General features: G+C 42.4%; 19 protein-coding genes and 3 tRNA genes. 18 read left to right on the top strand and 4 right to left on the bottom strand.

Annotated features, from left to right (window positions below; genetic code table 11):
* Nucleotides 1–4 precede the first annotated feature (4 nt).
* The gene (gene pyrE / locus EO112_RS07815) at nt 5–592 is read right to left on the bottom strand and encodes an orotate phosphoribosyltransferase (protein ID WP_126939506.1); all 588 of its coding nucleotides are present in this window, start codon (nt 590–592) and stop codon (nt 5–7) included.
* Nucleotides 593–594: 2 nt separating this feature from the next.
* On the bottom strand, nt 595–1308 hold the full coding sequence (gene pyrF, locus EO112_RS07810) for an orotidine-5'-phosphate decarboxylase (protein ID WP_127163798.1): 714 nt from the start codon (nt 1306–1308) through the stop codon (nt 595–597).
* Between the two features lie 143 nt (nt 1309–1451).
* On the opposite strand from pyrF, the gene EO112_RS07805 reads away from it, so the two are divergent.
* The 10 genes from EO112_RS07805 to EO112_RS07765 all read left to right on the top strand — a co-directional run bounded on the left by EO112_RS07805 (nt 1452) and on the right by EO112_RS07765 (nt 9149).
* The gene (locus EO112_RS07805) at nt 1452–1721 is read left to right on the top strand and encodes an ACT domain-containing protein (RefSeq protein WP_009353203.1); all 270 of its coding nucleotides are present in this window, start codon (nt 1452–1454) and stop codon (nt 1719–1721) included.
* 12 nt (nt 1722–1733) lie between these two features.
* Nucleotides 1734–3092: a PFL family protein gene (locus EO112_RS07800; protein WP_127163795.1), complete on the top strand. Its 1359-nt coding sequence runs from the start codon at nt 1734–1736 to the stop codon at nt 3090–3092.
* Nucleotides 3093–3127: 35 nt separating this feature from the next.
* Nucleotides 3128–4084, top strand: coding sequence for a 2-hydroxyacid dehydrogenase (locus tag EO112_RS07795; protein ID WP_127163793.1), 957 nt, complete (start codon nt 3128–3130; stop codon nt 4082–4084).
* A gap of 151 nt (nt 4085–4235) precedes the next feature.
* A complete protein-coding gene (locus EO112_RS07790) occupies nt 4236–5309 on the top strand; it encodes an iron-containing alcohol dehydrogenase family protein (RefSeq protein WP_127163791.1) in 1074 nt (357 codons plus the stop codon).
* Nucleotides 5310–5628: 319 nt separating this feature from the next.
* Nucleotides 5629–6825 carry a P1 family peptidase gene (locus EO112_RS07785; protein WP_164723977.1) on the top strand — a complete coding sequence of 399 codons (1197 nt, stop codon included), beginning with the start codon at nt 5629–5631 and terminating at the stop codon, nt 6823–6825.
* 59 nt (nt 6826–6884) lie between these two features.
* Nucleotides 6885–6960, top strand: a tRNA-Asn gene (locus tag EO112_RS07780).
* 5 nt (nt 6961–6965) lie between these two features.
* Nucleotides 6966–7040, top strand: a tRNA-Glu gene (locus tag EO112_RS07775).
* Between the two features lie 3 nt (nt 7041–7043).
* Nucleotides 7044–7119, top strand: a tRNA-Val gene (locus EO112_RS07770).
* Between the two features lie 653 nt (nt 7120–7772).
* The gene (locus tag EO112_RS08390) at nt 7773–7865 is read left to right on the top strand and encodes a putative holin-like toxin (RefSeq protein WP_240629366.1); all 93 of its coding nucleotides are present in this window, start codon (nt 7773–7775) and stop codon (nt 7863–7865) included.
* A 342-nt stretch (nt 7866–8207) separates the two neighbouring features.
* Nucleotides 8208–9149, top strand: coding sequence for an RluA family pseudouridine synthase (locus tag EO112_RS07765; protein ID WP_240629365.1), 942 nt, complete (start codon nt 8208–8210; stop codon nt 9147–9149).
* 210 nt (nt 9150–9359) lie between these two features.
* Here the strand turns inward: EO112_RS07765 and prmA are convergent, their stop codons facing one another.
* Both prmA and EO112_RS07755 read right to left on the bottom strand, forming a co-directional pair.
* A complete protein-coding gene (gene prmA, locus EO112_RS07760; protein WP_127163789.1) occupies nt 9360–10295 on the bottom strand; it encodes a 50S ribosomal protein L11 methyltransferase in 936 nt (311 codons plus the stop codon).
* Between the two features lie 481 nt (nt 10296–10776).
* Nucleotides 10777–12138, bottom strand: coding sequence for an amino acid permease (locus EO112_RS07755; protein WP_127163787.1), 1362 nt, complete (start codon nt 12136–12138; stop codon nt 10777–10779).
* Nucleotides 12139–12405: 267 nt separating this feature from the next.
* Here EO112_RS07755 and fusA point away from each other — a divergent pair, with 267 nt between their 5' ends.
* From fusA to EO112_RS08315, 8 genes are all read left to right on the top strand, one after another.
* Nucleotides 12406–14475, top strand: coding sequence for an elongation factor G (gene fusA, locus EO112_RS07750; protein ID WP_127163785.1), 2070 nt, complete (start codon nt 12406–12408; stop codon nt 14473–14475).
* 424 nt (nt 14476–14899) lie between these two features.
* Nucleotides 14900–14998: a putative holin-like toxin gene (locus tag EO112_RS08445; RefSeq protein ID WP_370106795.1), complete on the top strand. Its 99-nt coding sequence runs from the start codon at nt 14900–14902 to the stop codon at nt 14996–14998.
* Nucleotides 14999–15332: 334 nt separating this feature from the next.
* On the top strand, nt 15333–15806 hold the full coding sequence (locus tag EO112_RS07745; protein WP_062403667.1) for a YhcH/YjgK/YiaL family protein: 474 nt from the start codon (nt 15333–15335) through the stop codon (nt 15804–15806).
* A gap of 176 nt (nt 15807–15982) precedes the next feature.
* Nucleotides 15983–16891 (top strand): DMT family transporter, encoded by a 909-nt coding sequence (locus tag EO112_RS07740; protein WP_127161113.1) that lies wholly within the window; start codon nt 15983–15985, stop codon nt 16889–16891.
* A gap of 153 nt (nt 16892–17044) precedes the next feature.
* A complete protein-coding gene (locus EO112_RS07735; RefSeq protein WP_127011013.1) occupies nt 17045–17926 on the top strand; it encodes a prephenate dehydrogenase/arogenate dehydrogenase family protein in 882 nt (293 codons plus the stop codon).
* A gap of 309 nt (nt 17927–18235) precedes the next feature.
* The gene (locus tag EO112_RS07730; RefSeq protein ID WP_127163783.1) at nt 18236–18649 is read left to right on the top strand and encodes a hypothetical protein; all 414 of its coding nucleotides are present in this window, start codon (nt 18236–18238) and stop codon (nt 18647–18649) included.
* Nucleotides 18646–19989 (top strand): MATE family efflux transporter, encoded by a 1344-nt coding sequence (locus EO112_RS07725; protein ID WP_127163781.1) that lies wholly within the window; start codon nt 18646–18648, stop codon nt 19987–19989. Before EO112_RS07730 ends, EO112_RS07725 begins: the two co-directional genes overlap by 4 nt.
* Before the next feature lie 570 nt (nt 19990–20559).
* Nucleotides 20560–20718 (top strand): hypothetical protein, encoded by a 159-nt coding sequence (locus tag EO112_RS08315; RefSeq protein WP_164723976.1) that lies wholly within the window; start codon nt 20560–20562, stop codon nt 20716–20718.
* The last annotated feature ends 290 nt before the right edge of the window (nt 20719–21008 follow it).

The raw sequence follows: 21008 nt of genomic DNA, 5'->3' as shown, positions 1-21008 counted from the left end.
AGTTTTATTTAATATGTTTACTACCACGTTCTGTCATCGGTGTGCCATTTTGGCAAAGTGGGCATGCATCAGCTTCAAATGTTGGTACTGTTAAGTTCAACAAGGCTTGTACTTTTTCTTTTGGCACACCAAAGTCTGCTTTACCACCGCTGCGGTTTACAAGAAGGCCTACGCCAACGATTTCACCGCCAGCTTCGTTTACAACATCTACTACTTCACGAACGGATCCGCCTGTGGTTACGATGTCTTCTACGATAAGAACACGTTGTCCTTTTTCAATGCGGAAACCACGACGCAATGTCATTTTACCTTTTTCTCGTTCTGTAAAGATAGCACGAGTGCCTAAGGCTTTACCTACTTCGTGAGCCAATAAGATGCCACCAGTCATAGGTCCGATCACAAGCTCTACATTTTGATCTTCAAAACGACGAGCTAACTCTTGGCATAATTGTTCTGTATATTTTGGATGAGATAAGACGTTAAATTTTTCTACATACATAGGGCTGTGAAGGCCAGATGTTAGCAAGAAATGTCCTTCTAAAATAGCTTGTGTGTCGATCAATAATTGTTTTACATTCTCTTCTGTCATCATTTTTAAACTGTCTCCATTTCCTCAACAATTAAACGAACTGCTTCTTGTGGACTTTCTGCTTGTGTAATTGGTCGTCCTACCACAATGCGAGAGGCCCCATCTTGTAAAGCGCTACTAGGGGTAGCAATACGTTTTTGGTCGTTAGTAGCGGCAAACGATGGACGGATACCTGGTGTGACGATTAAGAAATCTTCTCCGCAGGCTTCACGAATTAGTTTCGCTTCTAATGGGGAAGCCACAACACCATCTACACCAGCCTCTTTAGCTAGTTTAGCTAGTTTTACTACATGGTCTGAAATTGGTAAAGACCCACCAATAGCGGACCAGTTTTCATCATCAAAGCTAGTTAGCGCTGTAATCGCCAATAGTTTAGGACGCTCAATGCCTAGTTCAGCAGCTTGTTCTTTGGCAGCGTTCATAGCCGCTTCCATCATCACTTTGCCACCTTGACTGTGGATGGTGATTAACTTGGCCCCCAAACGAGTTAATGATTTAATACCATGGGCTACCGTATTTGGAATATCATGTAACTTCAAGTCAAGAAATACGGATTTATTGTGGTCCCGTAAAAATGCTACAGTTTGTTCACCTGCTGCATAAAATAATTCCATACCAACTTTATAATAGCTGACGGAATCGCCTAAGGATGTTACGATGGATTTCATCTCCTCTAGTGAGGACACATCTAAGGCTACAATTAAACGATCATCTGCCATAGGAACCTCCTTGTTTCACAAATCGTACTATTATTTCATAGTTTATAGTGAAAGTCAAGAACTTTATATATTCGTTGAAATTTGAATGACTATAATTTATAATGAAACTACAATTGGATACGTATTTGATAGGAGATGAAACTATGAAATTAGTTGTGACAGTGGTAGGGCAAGACAGAGTAGGTATTATTGCGGGAGTGACTCGTGTATTAGCGGACAATGAAGTAAATGTAGTATCCATTAACCAAACTATTTTGGATGGTATCTTTAATATGATCATGATGTGTGAGGTCAGTGACTCCGCTGATTTAAGTGGTATCCAAAAAGCGTTAGCCGCAGAAGGAGAACGATTAGGGGTTCAAATTTTAGCGCAAAATGCAGCCATCTTTTTAAGCATGCATCGAGTGGGATAAGCGAGGGTACCTATGTTAAGTATTGAAAATATTTTAGAAACGAATCGGATGATTCAAGATAATAAGTTAGATGTGCGGACCATCACGATGGGGATTAGCCTATTAGGATGTATCTCGGAAGATGGGGAGCGTATGTGCACTCGTATTTATGACCATATTACGAAGGAAGCAGAATATTTAGTGAAAACAGGGGAAGATTTAGAGCGTGAACTAGGAGTACCTATCATTAATAAACGTATTTCTGTGACACCAATTTCTTTAATTGGTGGTGCCTCCAACTTACCCAACTATGTGTCCATCGCTCGTGCCTTAGATCAAGCAGCAAAAGCAGTAGGTGTAAATTTCATCGGTGGTTTCTCTGCTTTGGTGTCGAAAGGGTATACAGAGGGAGATCGCAAGCTCATAGCTTCCATTCCTGAAGCGTTAGCTACCACGGATATCGTGTGTAGTTCTGTAGGTATCGGTTCTACAAAGTCTGGTATTAATATGGATGCAGTGGCGGAAATGGGACATATTGTGAAAGAAACAGCTCGCCTCACAGCAGATAGAGATGCGTTGGGTTGCGCGAAATTGGTGATTTTCTGCAATCCTGTAGAAGATAACCCTTTCATGGCAGGCGCTTTCCACGGTGTCACTGAAGGTCAGACAACAATTAGCGTGGGTGTCAGTGGTCCTGGAGTGGTGAAACATGCTTTGGAATCTGTAAAAGGTGAACCATTTGATGTAGTAGCGGAAACGATTAAACGGACAGCTTTCAAAATTACTCGTGTGGGACAATTAGTAGCACAAGAGGCATCACGTAGATTGAATAAACAATTTGGTATTATCGATATTTCTTTAGCACCCACACCTGCCGTAGGGGACTCTGTAGCACATGTGCTAGAAGAAATGGGGTTAGAAGCGTGCGGTACCCATGGTACTACGGCAGCTTTGGCCTTGTTGAACGATGCTGTGAAAAAAGGTGGCCTTATGGCATCTTCTCACGTAGGTGGATTAAGTGGTGCTTTCATTCCTGTCAGCGAAGATAAAGGTATGATTGATGCGGTTACATTAGGCAGTTTGTCCTTAGATAAATTAGAAGCTATGACTTGTGTTTGCTCTGTGGGACTAGATATGATTGCTGTCCCTGGGGATACGTCGGCAGCCACTATCTCAGCTATCATTGCAGACGAGGCAGCTATCGGTATGATTAATAATAAAACGACCGCTGTACGACTCATTCCTGTACCAAATAAGACGGTAGGGGATATTGTAGAGTTTGGTGGACTCTTGGGATATGCACCGATTATAAAAGTGCATCCATTTAGTTCGGAAGAGTTCATTCGTCGTGGTGGTCGTATTCCGGCGCCGGTACGTAGTTTGACTAACTAATACCTGTATACTAAGTATGAAAGTGAGGTTATCTCATGAAACAAATTGTTGTGATGGAACCATTAGGAGTATCCGAAACATTGTTACAATCCCTAGCGGAGCCTTTCAAGGCAGAAGGCTATGAACTAGTCGTATACGGCACAAAGGAAACCAATCAAATAAAATTATTGGACCGTGTTCGTCAGGCGTCTATCATTATCTTGGCGAATCAACCTTTGTCAGGTGAGATCATTCGCCAATGTCCAAAGTTGGAGTTTATTTCAGTGGCTTTCACAGGAGTAGACCATATTGATTTGGCGGCATGTCGTGAAAAAGGTATCGTCGTGAGCAATGCGGCAGGCTATTCCACACAAGCCGTTACAGAATTGGTGTTTGGATTAGCTATTTCCGTACTTCGTCATGTATTGCCTTGCGATGGTCGCACACGGACAGGTGGTACAAAAGATGGATTACCTGGATTTGAGCTACACGGTAAAACTTTTGGCGTCGTAGGAACGGGTGCGATTGGTAGTGCTGTGGCTCGCATTGCGAAAGCTTTTGGCTGTAAGGTTATCGCCTATAACCGTTCAAAAAAACCTGAGTTAGTGGCAGAAGGGATTACTTTTACAGACCTAGACACAGTGGTACAAGAAGCAGATATTCTATCCTTACATGTACCATTAACAGAAGAGACGCGCCATGTAATCGATGCAACACGCATTGATATGATGAAAGATACAGCCGTGTTAATCAATACGGCGCGTGGACCTGTGGTGGATAACGAAGCTTTGGCGAAAAACTTGCATGCCGGTAAATTACGTGGCGCAGGCATCGATGTATTTGAAGTAGAACCGCCAATCCCAACAGACCATCCATTATGCGATGCACCTCGTACAGTATTAACACCGCACATTGCCTTTGCGAGCCAAGAAGCATTTGTTACACGGGCTCATATCGTGATGGATAATATTGTGGCATTCCTAAATGGGGAACCTATGAATCGGGTGTGCTAAGATATTCATAGAAATCACATATAACCATAGCACTATATATACACATCTCCTATAGTGATTGCAATTTCCTTTCAATCGTCCTATAATACTTTGTATTACGTTTTAATATACAATGGTACGCCCTAAATGGACTCATAGAAAGGATGATTGGATGAGACCTGTACATACATTACCAAGCTATAGCTTTGGAGGACACGAAATTTTTGACACCATAGGAGAGTATACGAAACAGTTAGGCAAGAAAACTGTTATTATCGGTGGAGATACATCGTTATCTGTGGCATTACCTTTCTTGCAACCAGCCCTAGAAACAGCTGGAGTTGAAGTACTAGAGGTGGTACATTTTGGCGGTGAATGCGCCTATGCAGTAACGAATGAATTAGCGAAAAAGGAATCTTTGCAGGCAGTGGATTTCCTTATCGGTGTGGGCGGCGGTAAGGCCCTAGATACCACAAAATTAACAAGTATTGCATTAGGGGATATTCCTGTCATCACAGTGCCTACCATTGCCGCTACTTGTGCGGCTACATCCGAGGCGATTGCCATTTATACTTTGGACCATACCTTTGATAGCGTAGCCTTCCTAAAACGTCCTGCAGTGCATACATTTATTGATGCAGACATTTTGGTGAAAGCCCCAAGTCAGTATTTCTGGGCAGGTATGGGTGATACCATAGCGAAGCATTATGAAACGCATATGGCTACACGTGGTCGCGATTTGTCTTACAATGTACAAGTGGGCTTGTCTTTATCCAAGATGTGTGCGGAACCAATTTTCGCACATGGTCGTGAAGCCCTTACGGCTAATGAAAAGGGAGAACGTAACCGCCTTTTTGATGAATTGGTGATGGCCGTTGTACTGACCACTGGTATCGTTTCTGGATGTATGCCGGGAGATTTTAATAGTACCATTGCTCATGCTGTGTGCTATGGCTGCGCCGAAGATCCTCATACGGAAGAACACCACCTTCATGGTGAAATGGTAGCCTATGGTTTATTGGTGTTATTTGCAGCAGACAAGCAAGATGACGAGTTAAGTCGATGGTTGCCAGTGTATCGTCAAATTGGGTGGCCTACGAAACTTTCAGATATGGGATTAACTACAGAACATATCCCGATGATTGTGAAAAAAGCAGCCTCTGTTCGTGATGTGGTCATCAGTCCTTATGTAGTAACAGAAGAATTGCTTACAGAAGCTATTTTGAAAGTAGAAGCCCATAACTAATCATCAACAGGTATCTCTAGTAGAAAGAGGTACCTGTTTGTGCTATGATGGGGGTATGTTTAGGATATACATTGGAATGGTATGGCGTATGTTAGAAACCTGAGTCAGATTTTGGTGCCTATGAAATACTGGTGGTAGATATACAGGTGATGCCTGTTAGTAGAAAGGTTTAAATTCCATGGGATTGATATCTAATGTAGGTAAATTGAAAAGCAGTCTAACAAGCAAATCTAATGAAATTACAATTCAAAGTAGACAGTTTGTACACATTTAGGATACTCAGTGCAAAAAAACGAGAAGAAAGGAGCAGTAAATGACGATGGAACGCATAACATGGAATGAAATAGATTTTGTAAAGGTAGGAAATGCTACAGATGCTGTAGGTAAAACGGGTTTGACCGTATTGCGCTTTCCTCAGGGTGCCCAAGGGGGACTGCATATCAGTGGTGGAGGTCCTGCGGCTCGTGAAAGTGGAGTCCTCGATCCGACGACAGCGCCAACTCCAGTGAATGCCTTGGTCCTAGGCGGAGGATCCGCCTTTGGGCTATGTGCCAGCGATGGGGTGATGCAATCTTTAGAAGCACGGAATATTGGATTTCCCACAGCTTATGGGGTGGTTCCAATTGTTTGCCAAAGTGATATTTACGATTTATCCTATGGCAATCCAAAATCACGCCCTACGGTAGAGATGGCCCGTGATGCTTGTGAAAGGACTTTCACAAGCACAGAACCTATGTCTGGCAATGTGGGGGCTGGTACAGGAGCTACCGTAGGTAAGGTATGTGGCATGGAACGGGCTATGAAGGGTGGCATTGGTTATGCGGCGGCGAAACTAGGGAACCTCGTAGTGGGCGCCGTCGTGGTGGTGAATGCCTTCGGCAATGTGTATGATCGTCATGGACATGCCTTAAGGGGCGTCATGGACGAAGGGCGCCAGAACATATTGGATGCTTGTCAGTTGATGTTTGACCAATATGAGGGACGTAGTGAAAGTAAACCTCTATTAGGTAAATTTGTGAAATCTAAGATGAGGAACGAAACTTTACAGGATGGTAACTCCCCGTGTGAAGCGGGCCTAGGTATGGAAAAAGGAAATACTACTATCGGTGCTATCGTGACGAATGCAGCCTTTCATAAAGGTGAACTAACCAAGATTGCTATGATGGCTACTAATGGCTATGCACGGTCCATTCGACCTGTAGGAACTCTGTCTGATGGAGACACCATCTATGCGTTCTCAGTGGATACTGAAAGCATGAGAGGCCGTAGCGGTACACATTGTCCTAGTACAGCAGTTGATGCAGAAGATGGAAATGGTGTTGCCCATTGTGAACATTCTGTTGTCAGCGAAAGCCTGTGTGGTACAAGTAAGCCTATAGTGGCTGATGTGAATGTGGTAGGCACTTTGGCTGCGGAGTTAATGTGCGAAGCCATCGAAGATGCTATGCAATCTAGCAAGATAGATAATTCCGAGTTTTTAGCAAATACAATTGATTTACACGAAGTGAAAATTTAAAATATATAAAAAATGCTTGCATTTTATATGAAAGTGCTATATAATAACTCTTGTATTATTCCTCGATAGCTCAGCAGGTAGAGCAATCGGCTGTTAACCGATCGGTCGTAGGTTCGAGTCCTACTCGAGGAGCCATACAAGGCCCGTTGGTCAAGCGGTTAAGACACCGCCCTTTCACGGCGGTATCGGGGGTTCGATTCCCCCACGGGTCACCATATGGACGATTAGCTCAGCTGGGAGAGCGCCTGCCTTACAAGCAGGATGTCGGCAGTTCGATCCTGTCATCGTCCACCATAGCTAAGAACCATCCGGAAGGGTGGTTCTTTTTTTATGTCGTTACTTATGATGCTATGTAGCCTGTGGCGTTTTTTACTTAATGGTCAAAAGGGAAGAGCACGGTATACCCCTCTCAAACGGCATTTCATGATGTTTGCTCGGGGCACACCGTGCTCTTCTTGCGTTTGTGAGAGTTAGGTAGTAAGGGAACGCCACAAGGTTACTACGCCTAACTGCGTTCCTCAGGGGGAGGTTGTTTTGGACTACGTTGTGATTTTCTGCGTGTAGGATATTGGTATGAATGCCATAAGGTGTAACTGTATTATAGTATTGTTTCAATGAAAGTATTACAAGGTTATGTATGGTCATAAGTTGGGGAGTTGGTGTATATTTTAGGTAATATAATTAGAGAAAAAATCTAGGAGGGATAGCTATGAGTAGATTTGTACAGTCAGATAAAGAGGCAGAAAAAGCATTTCGGAAGATGGTGAAGGATAGTATTCTATTGATGCTAGCATCGTTATAATAAAAAGCTGTAACACAATGTACTATTGGGTTACAGCTTTTAAATTCATTTATTCGAAAATAATACACATTATGACAAACATATGTTATACTGTTAATGAAGAGTAAAACGTGGTTTAGGTTCATCTCCGAAAGGGGGTGATGCTATGTCAGTATTTGAAATACTTTCCCTAGGGATTAATTTCTTAATGCTCATAGTAGCGATTATCACCTTATATGTAATGCTACAGCGTAAGTAGTGTTCTTATAAAAGAAACCGTGCCTAATGTAAAGAGAAGTATCTCATCACGTTAGGCACAAAAATCAATTTTTTGATGAGCCTAACGCGCCACACGTTTTGCTCTTCTTTATATATAGGATAGCATACTTTGCCAAAAAGGTAAATGTAATCGTCTTTATATAAGGTTAAATATGATAAAATATAGGTAGAATAGCAGAGGAAAATGTAGTATAAAGTGGGAAACCGTGAAAAAGTTTTTTTGTTATATTTTGACCAAAGTATGGATAGACCCAATAAGGTCAAAAAGATACGTATTGGAAGATGGCTTAGACACCAATAACGAAGATGAAATGGAAACTGTATGAAAGACAAACGAACGTTAACATATACAATTGAAAATACGATAGCACCGACGTTAGGGGAATGGCTAGATATTCATCAATTTCCTCGGAAAACGATGAAAGAACTCTTCGGGGCCAAGGCTGTTCGATTAGATGGACAGATTTGTACAGCTAAATCTGAACTTTCAAAGGGGATGGTATTAGAAATTATCCCCTTAAAAGAACGCATCGACCACGACCCAATAGAAATGCCCTTAACGATAGCCTATGAAGATGAAGATATTCTTATTGTAGATAAACCATCGGGAATCACGATGAATTCAAAAGGACAAGTCTCCTTAGCAAATGGGGTAGCTCACTATTTTAAAGTACATAACATCTGCGGAAAGGTACGGTTTTTAAATCGTTTAGATCGAGATACGTCTGGATTGGTGGTAGTAGCCAAGCATGGATTAGCACAACACTTTTACCAACAGCAGATGGATGATAATCGTTTGGAAAAGTGGTACCGAGCGACGTTGAAAGGGCGATTGGCACAACAGCATGAGGTACTAGAATTACCTATCCGCAAAAGTGCAGATGGCATCCATCAAGAGGTACACCCAGAGGGTGTGATGACAAAAACGGAATATGAAGTGCTACACTATGATGCGGCACAAGATACAACAGACCTGCGCATTCGCTTGTGGACGGGCAAGACTCACCAAATTCGAGTGACCATGGCACATATAGGACATCCTTTGGTACATGACCCGTTGTATGCTGATGAGGGAGTGTTGGAACCCAGACAGAGTGCATGGGGGATAGATGAGGCACAATGTCATAAAGGCTTACAACAAGAGGTAACAAATACAGCAAAAGGACAGATAGAAGACATAGGCAAGACGTTTGCTCTTAGGGCTTATCGTTTAGTGTGCTATCAGATGCGAACAGGTGAGCAAATCGTAATAGAAGTACAATAGACGTATATTGTTATAGCTGTAGTTACTAACCTAATTCTTACCAATGCTATAAAAAACGCAAAAAAACACGAAAACTAAAATCGTGCGCGAAATCGCGGTTTTTGTGTGTGAAAATTTTAGAATCGTGCTTTTTTGTTCCATATTTAGTTTCTATGTGTGATATAAGAATCTATCGCTATTATGTTGTAGGGATGACCATGGCACTCTCCACTATTTATGGCAGGTAATGCACACCCAGTTGTTTTCTGTGGTGGTAGATAAATTGATAAATCCAGCCGCTGAGGCTGCATCGATAAGTGTTTGTTCCTCTCCCTCTTGAATGCCACTCATGATGAAGACTCCCTTTGGTTCTAGACAACGGTAGGCATCGTCTAATAAACGTAACAAGATAGGGGTAATAATATTAGCCACGATGAGAGAGGCTGTTTCCGCCACGCCTTCTAATAAATTATTTGTTTGTACAGTCACCACGGATTCCAATTGATTCATTGCCACATGGTTACGAGCGTTGGCTGTGGCTGTTTCATCTAGGTCAAAGGCTGTGACAGACTGAGCTTCAAGGGCTCCTGCGGATAAGGCGATAATGCCAGACCCTGTGCCCACGTCGAAGACCGTACTTTTAGGGGTTAAATGCTGAGACATCGCTTGGATCGCCAATCGTGTAGTAGGATGGTCGCCAGTACCAAAGGCAATGCCTGGTTCGATGCGGATCACACGTTCATCATCGCGAGGACTATACTCCGCCCAATCGGGAATAATCGTCAAATGTTCCGTCATTGAAATCGGAGGATATTGTGTTTTCCAATCATCCCAACCAGACTCATCAGCCATAGTAATAGATAGATTGAGGGGGCCGAAATCCATGGTGAAAGTTTTTTGTAATTGCTGGATCTCACTTTTTATAAGAGTCTCTAATTGGTCAATCTCATATAGGTCTGAATCTACATAGGCTTTCACAGTCACATCAAAGGAATCATACAGCTCCTCACGGTCTGGTTTGATAATACCAAATCCATCATCTGTGAGTTGATCAAATTCATAGGGATCTTCCGTATAGACCCCTTCTGCACCTAGTGCGAGCAATGTATCTGTTATAAGTTCAGACGCTTCATGTGTCGTGGTCAGTGTAATTTCTAGCCATGCCATGGTGGTACCTCGTAAATAAAACGCAAATAAAACACAAATACAACGTAAATATAGTGTATATATAACAAAAGCATAACGTAATCATAAACGGTTATATTATCATGTATACTAACGTATCTGTAGTTCGAAGTCGTGTTCACCGTTACTAATGACGACGTTAGTTATCACTAGTATACTATCATATCTGTCATACTTAGCGAAACCGCTTCTTGTAGGAAATTCTAAATATAGTACTATCTAATACATAGGGAGCACTTTCATTTGCAAAAACTGCGATTTTTTCCATTGAAGAAAATTTCATTTGCAAAAAGTACGAAAATTTCCATTGAAAGTTTGCATTGTTACCAAGGTGGGAAAAATGCTATATTTTAAACTCAATGTAGATATACTCAAATCATACTAACGCCTATAATTTTATACTAGTAGTGATACAAGAAAAGGATAGCCGAGTCAATCTCAGCTATCCTTTTTGCGTTACATATTATTTTTTCTTAAGTCGGTATGCAATGTACAGAGCACCAATCCACACGGGAATGATGTAGATGGATGTGCGCATGGAATCCATTGTTAACATAACGCCTACTGCCATAGCGATGAAGACAAAGCAGAAGTAATTTGTAAACGGATACAAGATGGATTTGAATTTCAATTCATCAAGGCGACCCTCACGAGCAAATTGTTTGCGGAATTTAAGATGCGTCACTGGAATGATGAACCATGCAATGATGAGACCAGCTACGATGATAGCTAATAATTGTAAGAATACATCACTAGCACTTGGGAAGATGTATGTTAAGAATACAACGATCAAGGCTAAGGCTGCACAGAACAAGGTAGCGATCAATGGCACTCCTGTAGCTGTTAAATGCTTAAAGATTTTAGGCGCATCACCAGATAATGCCATGCTGTGCAAAATACGAGAATTACTGTATAGCAAGCTATTGTACACAGATAATGCAGCCACTACAACAACGAAGTTTAAGATATGTGCTGCTGCGGGAATGCCGATGTTCGTAAAGATTTGGACAAATGGACTCGCATGTGTACCTAATTCGTTCCATGGAGATAGTGCCATGATGATAGTCATCGTACCTACATAGAAAATCAGGATACGAGCTAACAACTCGTTAATCGCTTTTGGTAACGTTTTTTCAGGGTTTTCAGCTTCCCCAGCAGTGATACCAATGAGTTCCACCCCACCAAAGGAGAACATCACCACAGCGATAGAGGCGATGAAACCATATGCACCATTCGGGAACAACCCGCCGTGAACCCAAAGGTTAGAGAAGTTTTGCGGGAATGTACCCATATCTCCGAAGAAGATAAGGAAGATACCGAAGCCAATCATAGCAATGATGGCAACTACTTTAATGAGTGATGCAAAAAATTCCACTTCTCCATAGGCACGTACATTGATGAGATTAATCGCTGTCACTAATGTAATACAAGCTAGCGTAGTGATCCAATGGGGAATACCAGGTAACCAGAAATCTAAGTATACTGAAATAGCAGCAAGTTCCGCCATACTGGCAAGCATGTACACAATCCAGTAATTCCAGCCAGATAAATAGCCAGCAAAGGAAGACCAATATTTACTTGCAAAATAAGTAAAAGAGCCAGACACAGGTTCACGAACTGACATTTCTCCTAGCATACGCATTAAAAAGAAAATAAAGATACCAGTTAATAAATAGGAGAAAATAACACCTGGTCCTACTAATTGGATTGTTGGTGCGGATCCGTAGAAAAGACCGGTCCCCACGGAGGCTCCTAAGGCGATCATTTGCATGTGTCGACTTTTCAGTCCACGATGCAATGACGTCTTTGATTCATTATCTTTCATACTATATAACTCCCTTCCCATGTATGTTCTGAAATGATATATCTAATAGAATACCATAAACTATAGAATTAACCTAGTAAAATTTTAGTTTAGTAGAGAAGTAACGGATATATATGTAACTATAAGTGATACTAGTTTTTTCGTACATGACTCTACGTTATGCGTAATTTGCATATATAAAATTCAGTATATTCAAAGGAGTTTATAAAAGTATGTAGAATTACTTAAACAATAGACTGTTTTCGGCTATAAAGGAGGACGATGTTCATGAAAGAATATACTAGTGAATTGATCAGAAACGTGGCGGTGGTCTCCCATGACGGGGCGGGTAAAACAGCATTAGTAGAGGCATTATTATTGTCTTGTGGCGCTGTAGACTTTGTTGGTAAAGGTCAAGATAATAAACATATTATGGACTTTGAGCCAGAAGAAATCAAACGGAATGTCACTATCCAATTAGGCATGGCGCCTTGTGAATGGAAAGGTCATAAAATTAACTTCATCGATACTCCAGGTTATTCTGAGTTTCATGGGGAAGTACGGTCTGCTTTGCGCGCAGCAGACGGTATGCTGATGGTATTATCTGCTGGTACAGGCGTAGAAATCGATACCATTCGTGCTTGGGAGTATGGCGTAGAATTGCAAATGCCTCGTATGGCTTTCATCAATAAAATGGACGTTGAAAAAGCAGACTTCTTTGGGACTTTGGAAAAAATGCGGGAATTATTTGGTAAAGCGATTATGCCATTGCAAATTCCAATCGGTGAAGGGCCTACTTTCAAAGGTGTCGTAGACGTAGCAAAACGAACTGCCTATGTCTATGAAAACGGTAATATGAGAGAAGTGGAAGTACCAGCTGAGCTAGCCGATAAAGTAGAAGAAATTCGTGAAATGACTGTGGAAGCGGCTGCAGAAGGTAATGATACATTATTAGAAAAATATTTAGATGGACAAGAATTGACCTTAGAAGAAATTCGTCAAGGTTTGCGTGAAGGCATGTTGACGGGCCGTGTATGTCCTGTCATGTGTGGTACTGCCTTGAGCCGTATAGGTATGGACCAAGTCTTAGATCGTATGATCCGCTATATGCCAGATGCAACGAAAAAAGTGATGACCGCTATCGGTGTGGACTCTCAAGAGGAACATATCGTGGTGGCAGATAAACCGTTTACTGGTTTCGTATTTAAAACAATCCTTGACCCATTTGCAGGAAAACAAAGTTTTGTCCGTGTATTCTCTGGGGAATTGAAAGTAGGAGATAAACTCTATAATGTGACCCGTGATGTAGAAGAAAAATGGGGTAAAATGGTAACCTTAATTGGTAAACAACAAGTGCCAGTAGAGGTTGCAAAAGCAGGGGATATCGTGGTCATCCCTAAATTAGCAGAAACGAAAACAGGGGATACCTTCGGTACTACTGAATTTAAAGTGAAGTATGCACCAATCCGCTTCCCACAACCTTTATACCGCATCGCTATGGTACCAGAGAAAAAAGGGGAAGAGGAAAAATTAGCGAACGCTTTGGGACGTATTTCTGAAGAAGATCCAACTTGTGAAGTGGTGAAAGATGTGGAAGGTCGTCAAATGCAAGTGCGTTGTATGGGCGATGTTCATTTAGAACATATTTTACAAAAAATGGAACGCAAATATGGAGTGCGTGCTAAATTAGAAACACCGTATATTCCATATCGTGAAACCATTCGTGGCACAGTGGAAGTAGAAGGTAAACATAAAAAGCAAAGTGGTGGTCATGGTCAATATGGTCATGTGAAACTTGGTATTGCCCCATTGTATGAAGGTGAGTTTGAGTTTATCGACAAAATTTTTGGTGGTGCTGTGCCACGTCAATACATTCCAGCTGTAGAAAAAGGTGTTCGTGAAACGTTGGAAAAAGGTCTTTTGGCAGGGTATCCAATGATCGGTATCCAAGTGACATTATTAGATGGTTCCTATCATACAGTTGATTCCTCGGAGTTGGCGTTCAAAATGGCGGCAGCCCAAGCCTTGAAAAAAGGTGTACCTGATGCGAAACCTATCTTGTTAGAGCCAGTCTACAATGTGAATGTCATCGGACCAGAAGAATTTATGGGCGATATCATGGGTGATTTGAATAGCCGCCGTGGTCGCGTACTCGGTATGGACCAAGGTGTACGTGAAGGAATCACTGTGGTGAAAGCCCAAGTTCCATTGGTGGAAATGCTAGATTATGTAACAGTATTACGTTCCATGACACAAGGACAAGGTGTGTTTAATATGGAGTTCAATGGATACGAAGAAGTGCCACATAAACAAGCAGAAACAATCATTGCGGGATTTGCGGGTCATGAAGAGTCGTAACTTGTGATGCTATGTAGTCTGTGGCGGTGTTAACTAGATAAAGGGAAGAGCACGACACATTCCTCCGCAAACTGATACAGTGGTTAGGTTTGCTCCGGAACATGTCGTGCTCTTCTTGGGTTTGTGTGATTTAGTTAGTAAAGGAACGCCACAAGGCTGCTACGCATAATGGCGTTCCTCAGGGAAGAAAAGAGCACGACATATTCCTACGCAAACTGATACAGTGGTTAGGTTTGCTTCGGAACATGTCGCGCTCTTCTTGCGTTTGTGTAATTTAGTCAGTAAGGAACGTCATAAGGCTACTACTCGTAACGGCGTTCCTTAGGGGGTAGGTTTTTTGATAAAAATTAACAGTACGAGTAATTTGTAGTATAATGTTAATTGAAGAGTCAACGACGTGTTGTTGGGCTCATCTCTTTCTAATATGGGAGGGGGTGTTACTATGACTACATATGAAAAATTATCTTTATTGATTCAATTTTCTATGTTAATCGTAGAAGTTATTCGTTGCTTTTATAGCTAATGAAAACGCCTAACGAATAGAGGTTTTGCGGACCTCACACGTTAGGCAATTTCAATTTCCTTATTTTTTGAGATGAGCCTAACGCTAGCTGCACGTTGGTGGCTCTTCCTTTGTTGCTTTTAGTATAGCATAGTTTGTAACAGAATAAAAGGGGAGTTTCTTGTGTTGCATAATTTAGGGAATAATGGAATGCCGTAGGGTGGCTTTGTATTACTAGGATTCTCAGAATTTGTGTTTGACCTTATATGGTGTTGCTAGTATAGTAGATAGAGATAGATACGATTCATAGGGCGCTGTGGGGTGCCTTTTATATACGGAGATAAAGGAGTAAGTCATGATATATCAAAATATTGCTATAGATTATACACAGTTTCGATATCCTAAAGCGGTAGAGAGGGCTCTTGAGTTTTTGAAAGCGAATGATTTTACGAGGTTTGCAGGTGGTCGCTACCCGATTGAGGGTGACTTGATGTATGCCAATGTGGATATTGTGAACACAAGGGTCTATGAGGAGACGAAGATTGAAGGGCACAAGGATTACATGGATGTGCAATTTCTAGTGGCTGGGAAAGAAGAAATGGAAATTCTCATTCGTCAAACTTTTCCGGACGTGGTTGAGGCGTATGATGACAAGGATTGTTACTTTTACGATCCTACAGAAAGTGGCACGGTAAAAATTGATGTACGCCCAGGGGATTATTGTATTTTTTATCCTGGAGAATTGCATCGCACCTTGATTGCACCGAATGAGGTACAAGAAATTCGCAAGGTCGTGGTAAAGATTCATAAAAGTCTATTAGCCGAGTAAGATTAGGCGTTGACTGCACATTATGATGCTATATAATCTTGCACAGACACAGACACAGACACAGACACAGACACAGACACAGACACAGACACAGACACAGACATGATGTAGCGATGATGGTAATTAGATATTCCGTGAATTGTTAATAATTTGTAAGGGTTGTAAAAGGAGGGACTATGAACGCATATGTAATGAAAGGTATGTTACTAATTGCATTAGGCGCCGTTCTATGGGGCTTTTCTGGAATGTGCTCACAATTTGTGCAACAACAGCGGATGATGTCGGCAGAATGGGTAGTAGCTATGCGCCTTGTCATTGCTGGTGTGATTACGGTAGTAGCGGCCTTTTACCAAGGAAGAGCTTCTATTTTTAAGGTTTTTTCTGACTGGAAAGATACATTGCGGTTGGTTATATTTGGGGTCTTTGGTATGTGGATGTGCCAATACACCTATTTTAAAGCGATTGCCTATGCAGGGGCAGGGATTGCGACGGTCTTACAATATGTAGGCCCTGCATTGATTATTTTATACATCTCTATTACACGTTTAACGTTGCCAAGGGTGGCAGAAGTAGTCAGTGTAGTACTAGCTACGGTGGGGACGGCGATTATTGCTTTGCAAGGTGTGTGGGATATATCAGCGTTAGACGATACACTTCTGACCTGGGGGATGCTATCTGCTGTAGCAGTTGGTATTTATACGCTACAACCAGTGCCACTATTGAAAAAGTATGGTACAGCACCCATCGTGGGATTTGGCATGCTTATCGGCGGGGCCTTTGCGTGGATAGTTACACAACCTAGTTCTGAAGGAATTGTATGGGATTTGTGGACCTATGGTGGGTTTTGGAGTATCATCATTTTTGGCACAGTAGTCTCTTTTAATGCATACCTAGAAGGGGTGCGACGAGTAGGTGCTGTGACGGGATCGATACTTTCATCCATAGAACCTATTTCGGCAGCGGTACTGGCATGGTTGTTGTTGGGCAATGAGTTCACACAGTGGGATATCATAGGTATGACCCTTATCATTGTTACAATATTTATCTTGGCCTGGGATAAAGGTCGCGCTACAAATAAAAGTTGACCGAATCTATAATTCGTGGTAGAACTAATAAATACAGAATGAAGGGTACAGATGCTTGTAAAAGTAGCTGTACCTTATTAGTAAGTGGGGGCATCTTAAAGCCTGTATAGGGTAGATAGATACGTTTCTTGAGGTTGCGTGTAGGAGGAATAGATGGCACGAACGGTTGGTATTATTGGATTAGGATTGCTAGGGGCCTCTCTAGCAAAAGCATTACGAGCCTATACGACATATGATGTCATCGGTTACGCGCGGCGTCAGGAAATTTGCGACCTCGCCTTGGCTGATGGTTGTGTGTCACAGGCTTTCACAGCGGTGGAACCTGTTATCATGGGTGCGGATATTGTGGTCTTTGCCTTACCACCACAGACAAATAGTGAACTTTTTGTGAAAGTAGCCCATCTGTTTCAGGCGGGGCAAGTGGTGACCGATGTGTCCAGTGCGAAAGATGAATTTGCTCATGCCGTGTACGCTCATATCCCAGAGGGCGTTCACTTCGTGTCCGTGCATCCTATGGCAGGTTCTGAAAAAGGTGGCTATGAAGAAGGCCATAAAGACCTCTTTCAGAAAATGGGCTGGATTGTCCTAGAAGATGAGGAACAACCAGCATACGATGCCACAGTGGCACAGGAACTAGCCGATATGGGGCGTGCCGTAGGGTCTCGTATCGAATACGTGGACATGAAACGCCACGATGGGTGTTTGGCTATGGTGAGCCATATGCCGCATATGTTGGCATCCGTCATGATTACCGCCGTAGGTAATGATGAACTGGGAGATAAGCGCATGAGCTTGTCGGCGGGAGGCCTACGAGACAGCACTCGTACCGCCAGTGGTTTGCCGAGTATGTGGCAAGAAATTATCTACGGAAATCGTACGAATGTGTTGAAAGCCATTGAACAAGTAGAGCAAGAATTAGTTGCTGTAAAACAGTTGCTCCATGCAGATGATAATGGAGATAGTTTAGGGCAGTACTTAGAGCGAGCGAAACAGATACGAGATCGTTTGCCGAGTCTGACAATCGATAAGAACTAATATATTTGAAAGTGCAACCTCGCTCTTTATCCATGCCTACCCATCGATAAGAACTAATATGCTTGAAAGTACAACCCTGCTATCTATCCATATCTTTGTATAGTAGTGAAATAGCGTGAACGATGCATGTATTGCAATGTAATACGAGGGAAGGCTTTCAACATAGGCTATACGCATAGCCTGTGATATAATAACAATAGATGTTTGAATGAAACATGGCATATCTATGGGAGAACTTTCGGGATGGTCTTCTAAATGTGGAATAGTAAGAGATAGATATAAAAGGCAAACATAGAAAGGAGCGATAGTATGACAGACGCAGCGCAAAACATTGTGGATCAAGTGCTAGAAGAAGTACAAAATACGCCAGGTGTAGGAGTAGACAATCCCTCGGAAGTGGCGAATCAAGCGTTGCAAAACACATTGGTAGCGAGTGTAATCCCTGAGGAGTATTGGCCTGAGATTGTATCTTGGGTATCCGAAACGGGTTTAGATACAGTCTATTTAGACAGTCGTGACCGTATAGGTGCATGGTGGGCGTCTAAAGAAGTGCGCTCCATGGGGTATACCTTGAATTTTACGAAATGTGGCAAGGTACCTAGTGAATGGTTCCCTGTGGGTGAACATTGGAAAGAGGCAGAAGTGGAGGCGCGCTATCGCTTGGTAGCAAGCTGGGAATCTTTAGTGGAGAACGGCGCCTTAGAGAAAGTTGAATTAGAATGAAAGTAACAAAAAGCGTACCTTTATCGGTGGGGGCACTCAGTGTCCCTATCTTTATAGAATTATTTTTACTCATGTTATTGGGCAATGTGGACCAATTCATGCTCAGCCAGTATGCAGAAACGGCAGTGGCTGCCGTAGCCAATGCGAACCAGATTATCAATATTATCTTGTTTTTGCTCATTGTCATGAGTACAGCTACCACCATTTTAATCGCTCAATATTTGGGAGCTAAGCGTGCCGATAAAATTGATGAAGTATATACGATTAGCGTTGCCTTTCATACGGTGTTCAGTGTTATCGCAGGGGCTGTGGTCATTATCTTTCATCAAACTCTCTGCGAATGGCTTGGGGTCCCAGCGGAGATTATAGAAGAAACCGCACTCTATTTAAATATCACCGCTGCCAGCATTCCTATTACGGGTATCTACATGACCTATGTAGCAGTGTTTCGGGGGCACTCCATGCCTCGTATCACCATGTGGATTGCCCTTGTCATGAACGTGGTCCATATTATTCTGAATTACGTACTTATCTACGGTTGGGGTTCCATCCCAAGCATGGGTGTCTTAGGCGCATCCGTATCGAGTGTGATTAGCAAGGCATTGGGACTGGGTCTTATCATCTGGTGTCATCAATCACTGTTGACAGCTCGTCTGAAAGTAGAGTATTTGCGCCCATTCCGTTGGGAAACGCTACGACAATTGCTGTTTATTTCCGTACCATCCGGAGGGGAAACCTTGTCATACCAACTGTCACAGACAGTTATCATGAAAATGGTGAACCTCATGGGGCTCGTGGTGATTACAACGAAAGTGTATGTATATATCATCGCTACTTTCTGCTATATGTATACAATTGCTTTGGCCAATGCAGCGCAAATCGTGGTAGGATTCCTTATGGGGGCTAAACGAGAAGAAGAAGTGTCCCGCCGTGTGTGGCTCACAACGGCAGCAGGCGTTTCCATTGGTGTCGGATTGAGTACCTTCTTTTATTTTGCCTGTGAACCAGTGATGCGACTTGTGACAGATAATCAGGAGATTATAGATCTGGCGAAAGCTGTGCTGTTTATTGAAATTTTCCTAGAAATTGGACGTGGTGCTAATATCGTATTGGTGCAATGTTTACAAGCGGCAGGAGATATTCGAATCCCTATGTTTGTTGGGGTCTTTGGCATGTGGGCCTTTGCGGTGACCTTGTCCTACTACTTTGGTATCGTCCTTGGTTGGGGACTTGTAGGTGTGTGGATTGCCATGGCTATCGATGAGATTATACGAGCGATTATATTTGTGTGGCGGTGGCAGTCAAACAAATGGAGAGGTCGTTCGCTCATATCGGTTTAAATTCCTGTGGTTGTTAAAGCCAGCATATGTCACATAAAAACTGCCCTACGCGAAAGTTTTTATTGCAACATATGCTGGCTTTTCTGTGGAGAATTTAAACGGCTCTGAGCGGGGTGGCGACCTAGGGGAAGAGTGTGGTTTGAGAGCCCCCCCGTGTAGGCCCCGAAAACTGCCCTACGCGAAAGTTTTTGACAGAATACACGGGGGCTCCTTTGCGTTTATCGAGAGAGGGGAATTTAAACCGCTCTGAACAGGGGGCGCCCTGAGGGAAAAAGGATGTGGTTTGAGCCCAATGTAGGCCCCGCAAACTGCCTTACGCGAAAGTTTTTGACAGAACACATGGGGGCTCCTTTGCGTTTATCGAGGAGGAGGAATTTAAAGCGTTCTGAGCGGGGGCGACCTAGGGGAGGGAAGAGTGTGGTTTGAGTCGCTAAAGGAGATTGGTATTGTATAAAAGTATGATATACTGTAGATATGAATAAGAATTGCGGCTGAGGGGTCTCTGTTATGGGGATTTCAGAGATAAGTGAATAATGCATAACGTAAAGTTGACAGCATGGAGGTATTTTTATGTTTAAAGATATCAATTATTGTGACATACCTAATGAAATACTATATTCTTCAGAAGAGTCGATGATAGACGAACAACGCATTCTTGATGCAATACATGCATTACACCAAGAGCCGATATACGATCATGAAGAAGTGTGGAAGGAGCTAGGTGTTTAGTCGTTTAGTGTTTTTTAGTATGCGATAAAATAACTGAAATGGCCAGACCCATACATAGCAAGGATGATAAAATATTGGGGGTAGCGCACCGACGTGAGGTATATAAAAAAGTAACATCTTTTCCCCACCAATTTTCCCCCGGTCTGTTTCAATTTTTATAGTTTCATCTTTGCTACTGTATAGGAAGCCCACATGTATGTTGTCAAAACTTTCGCGTAGGGCAGTTTTTACAACATGCATGTGGGCGACTCCACTCTAACAACGAAATGAATATAAAAATTGAAACTGAT

Source organism: Veillonella sp. VA141, from assembly GCF_003992175.1.
In the GTDB taxonomy this organism is placed as follows: Bacteria; Bacillota; Negativicutes; order Veillonellales; family Veillonellaceae; genus F0422.
The sequence above is the reverse complement of the archived record's forward strand: the minus strand, read 5'-3'. Positions and strand labels throughout refer to the sequence as shown.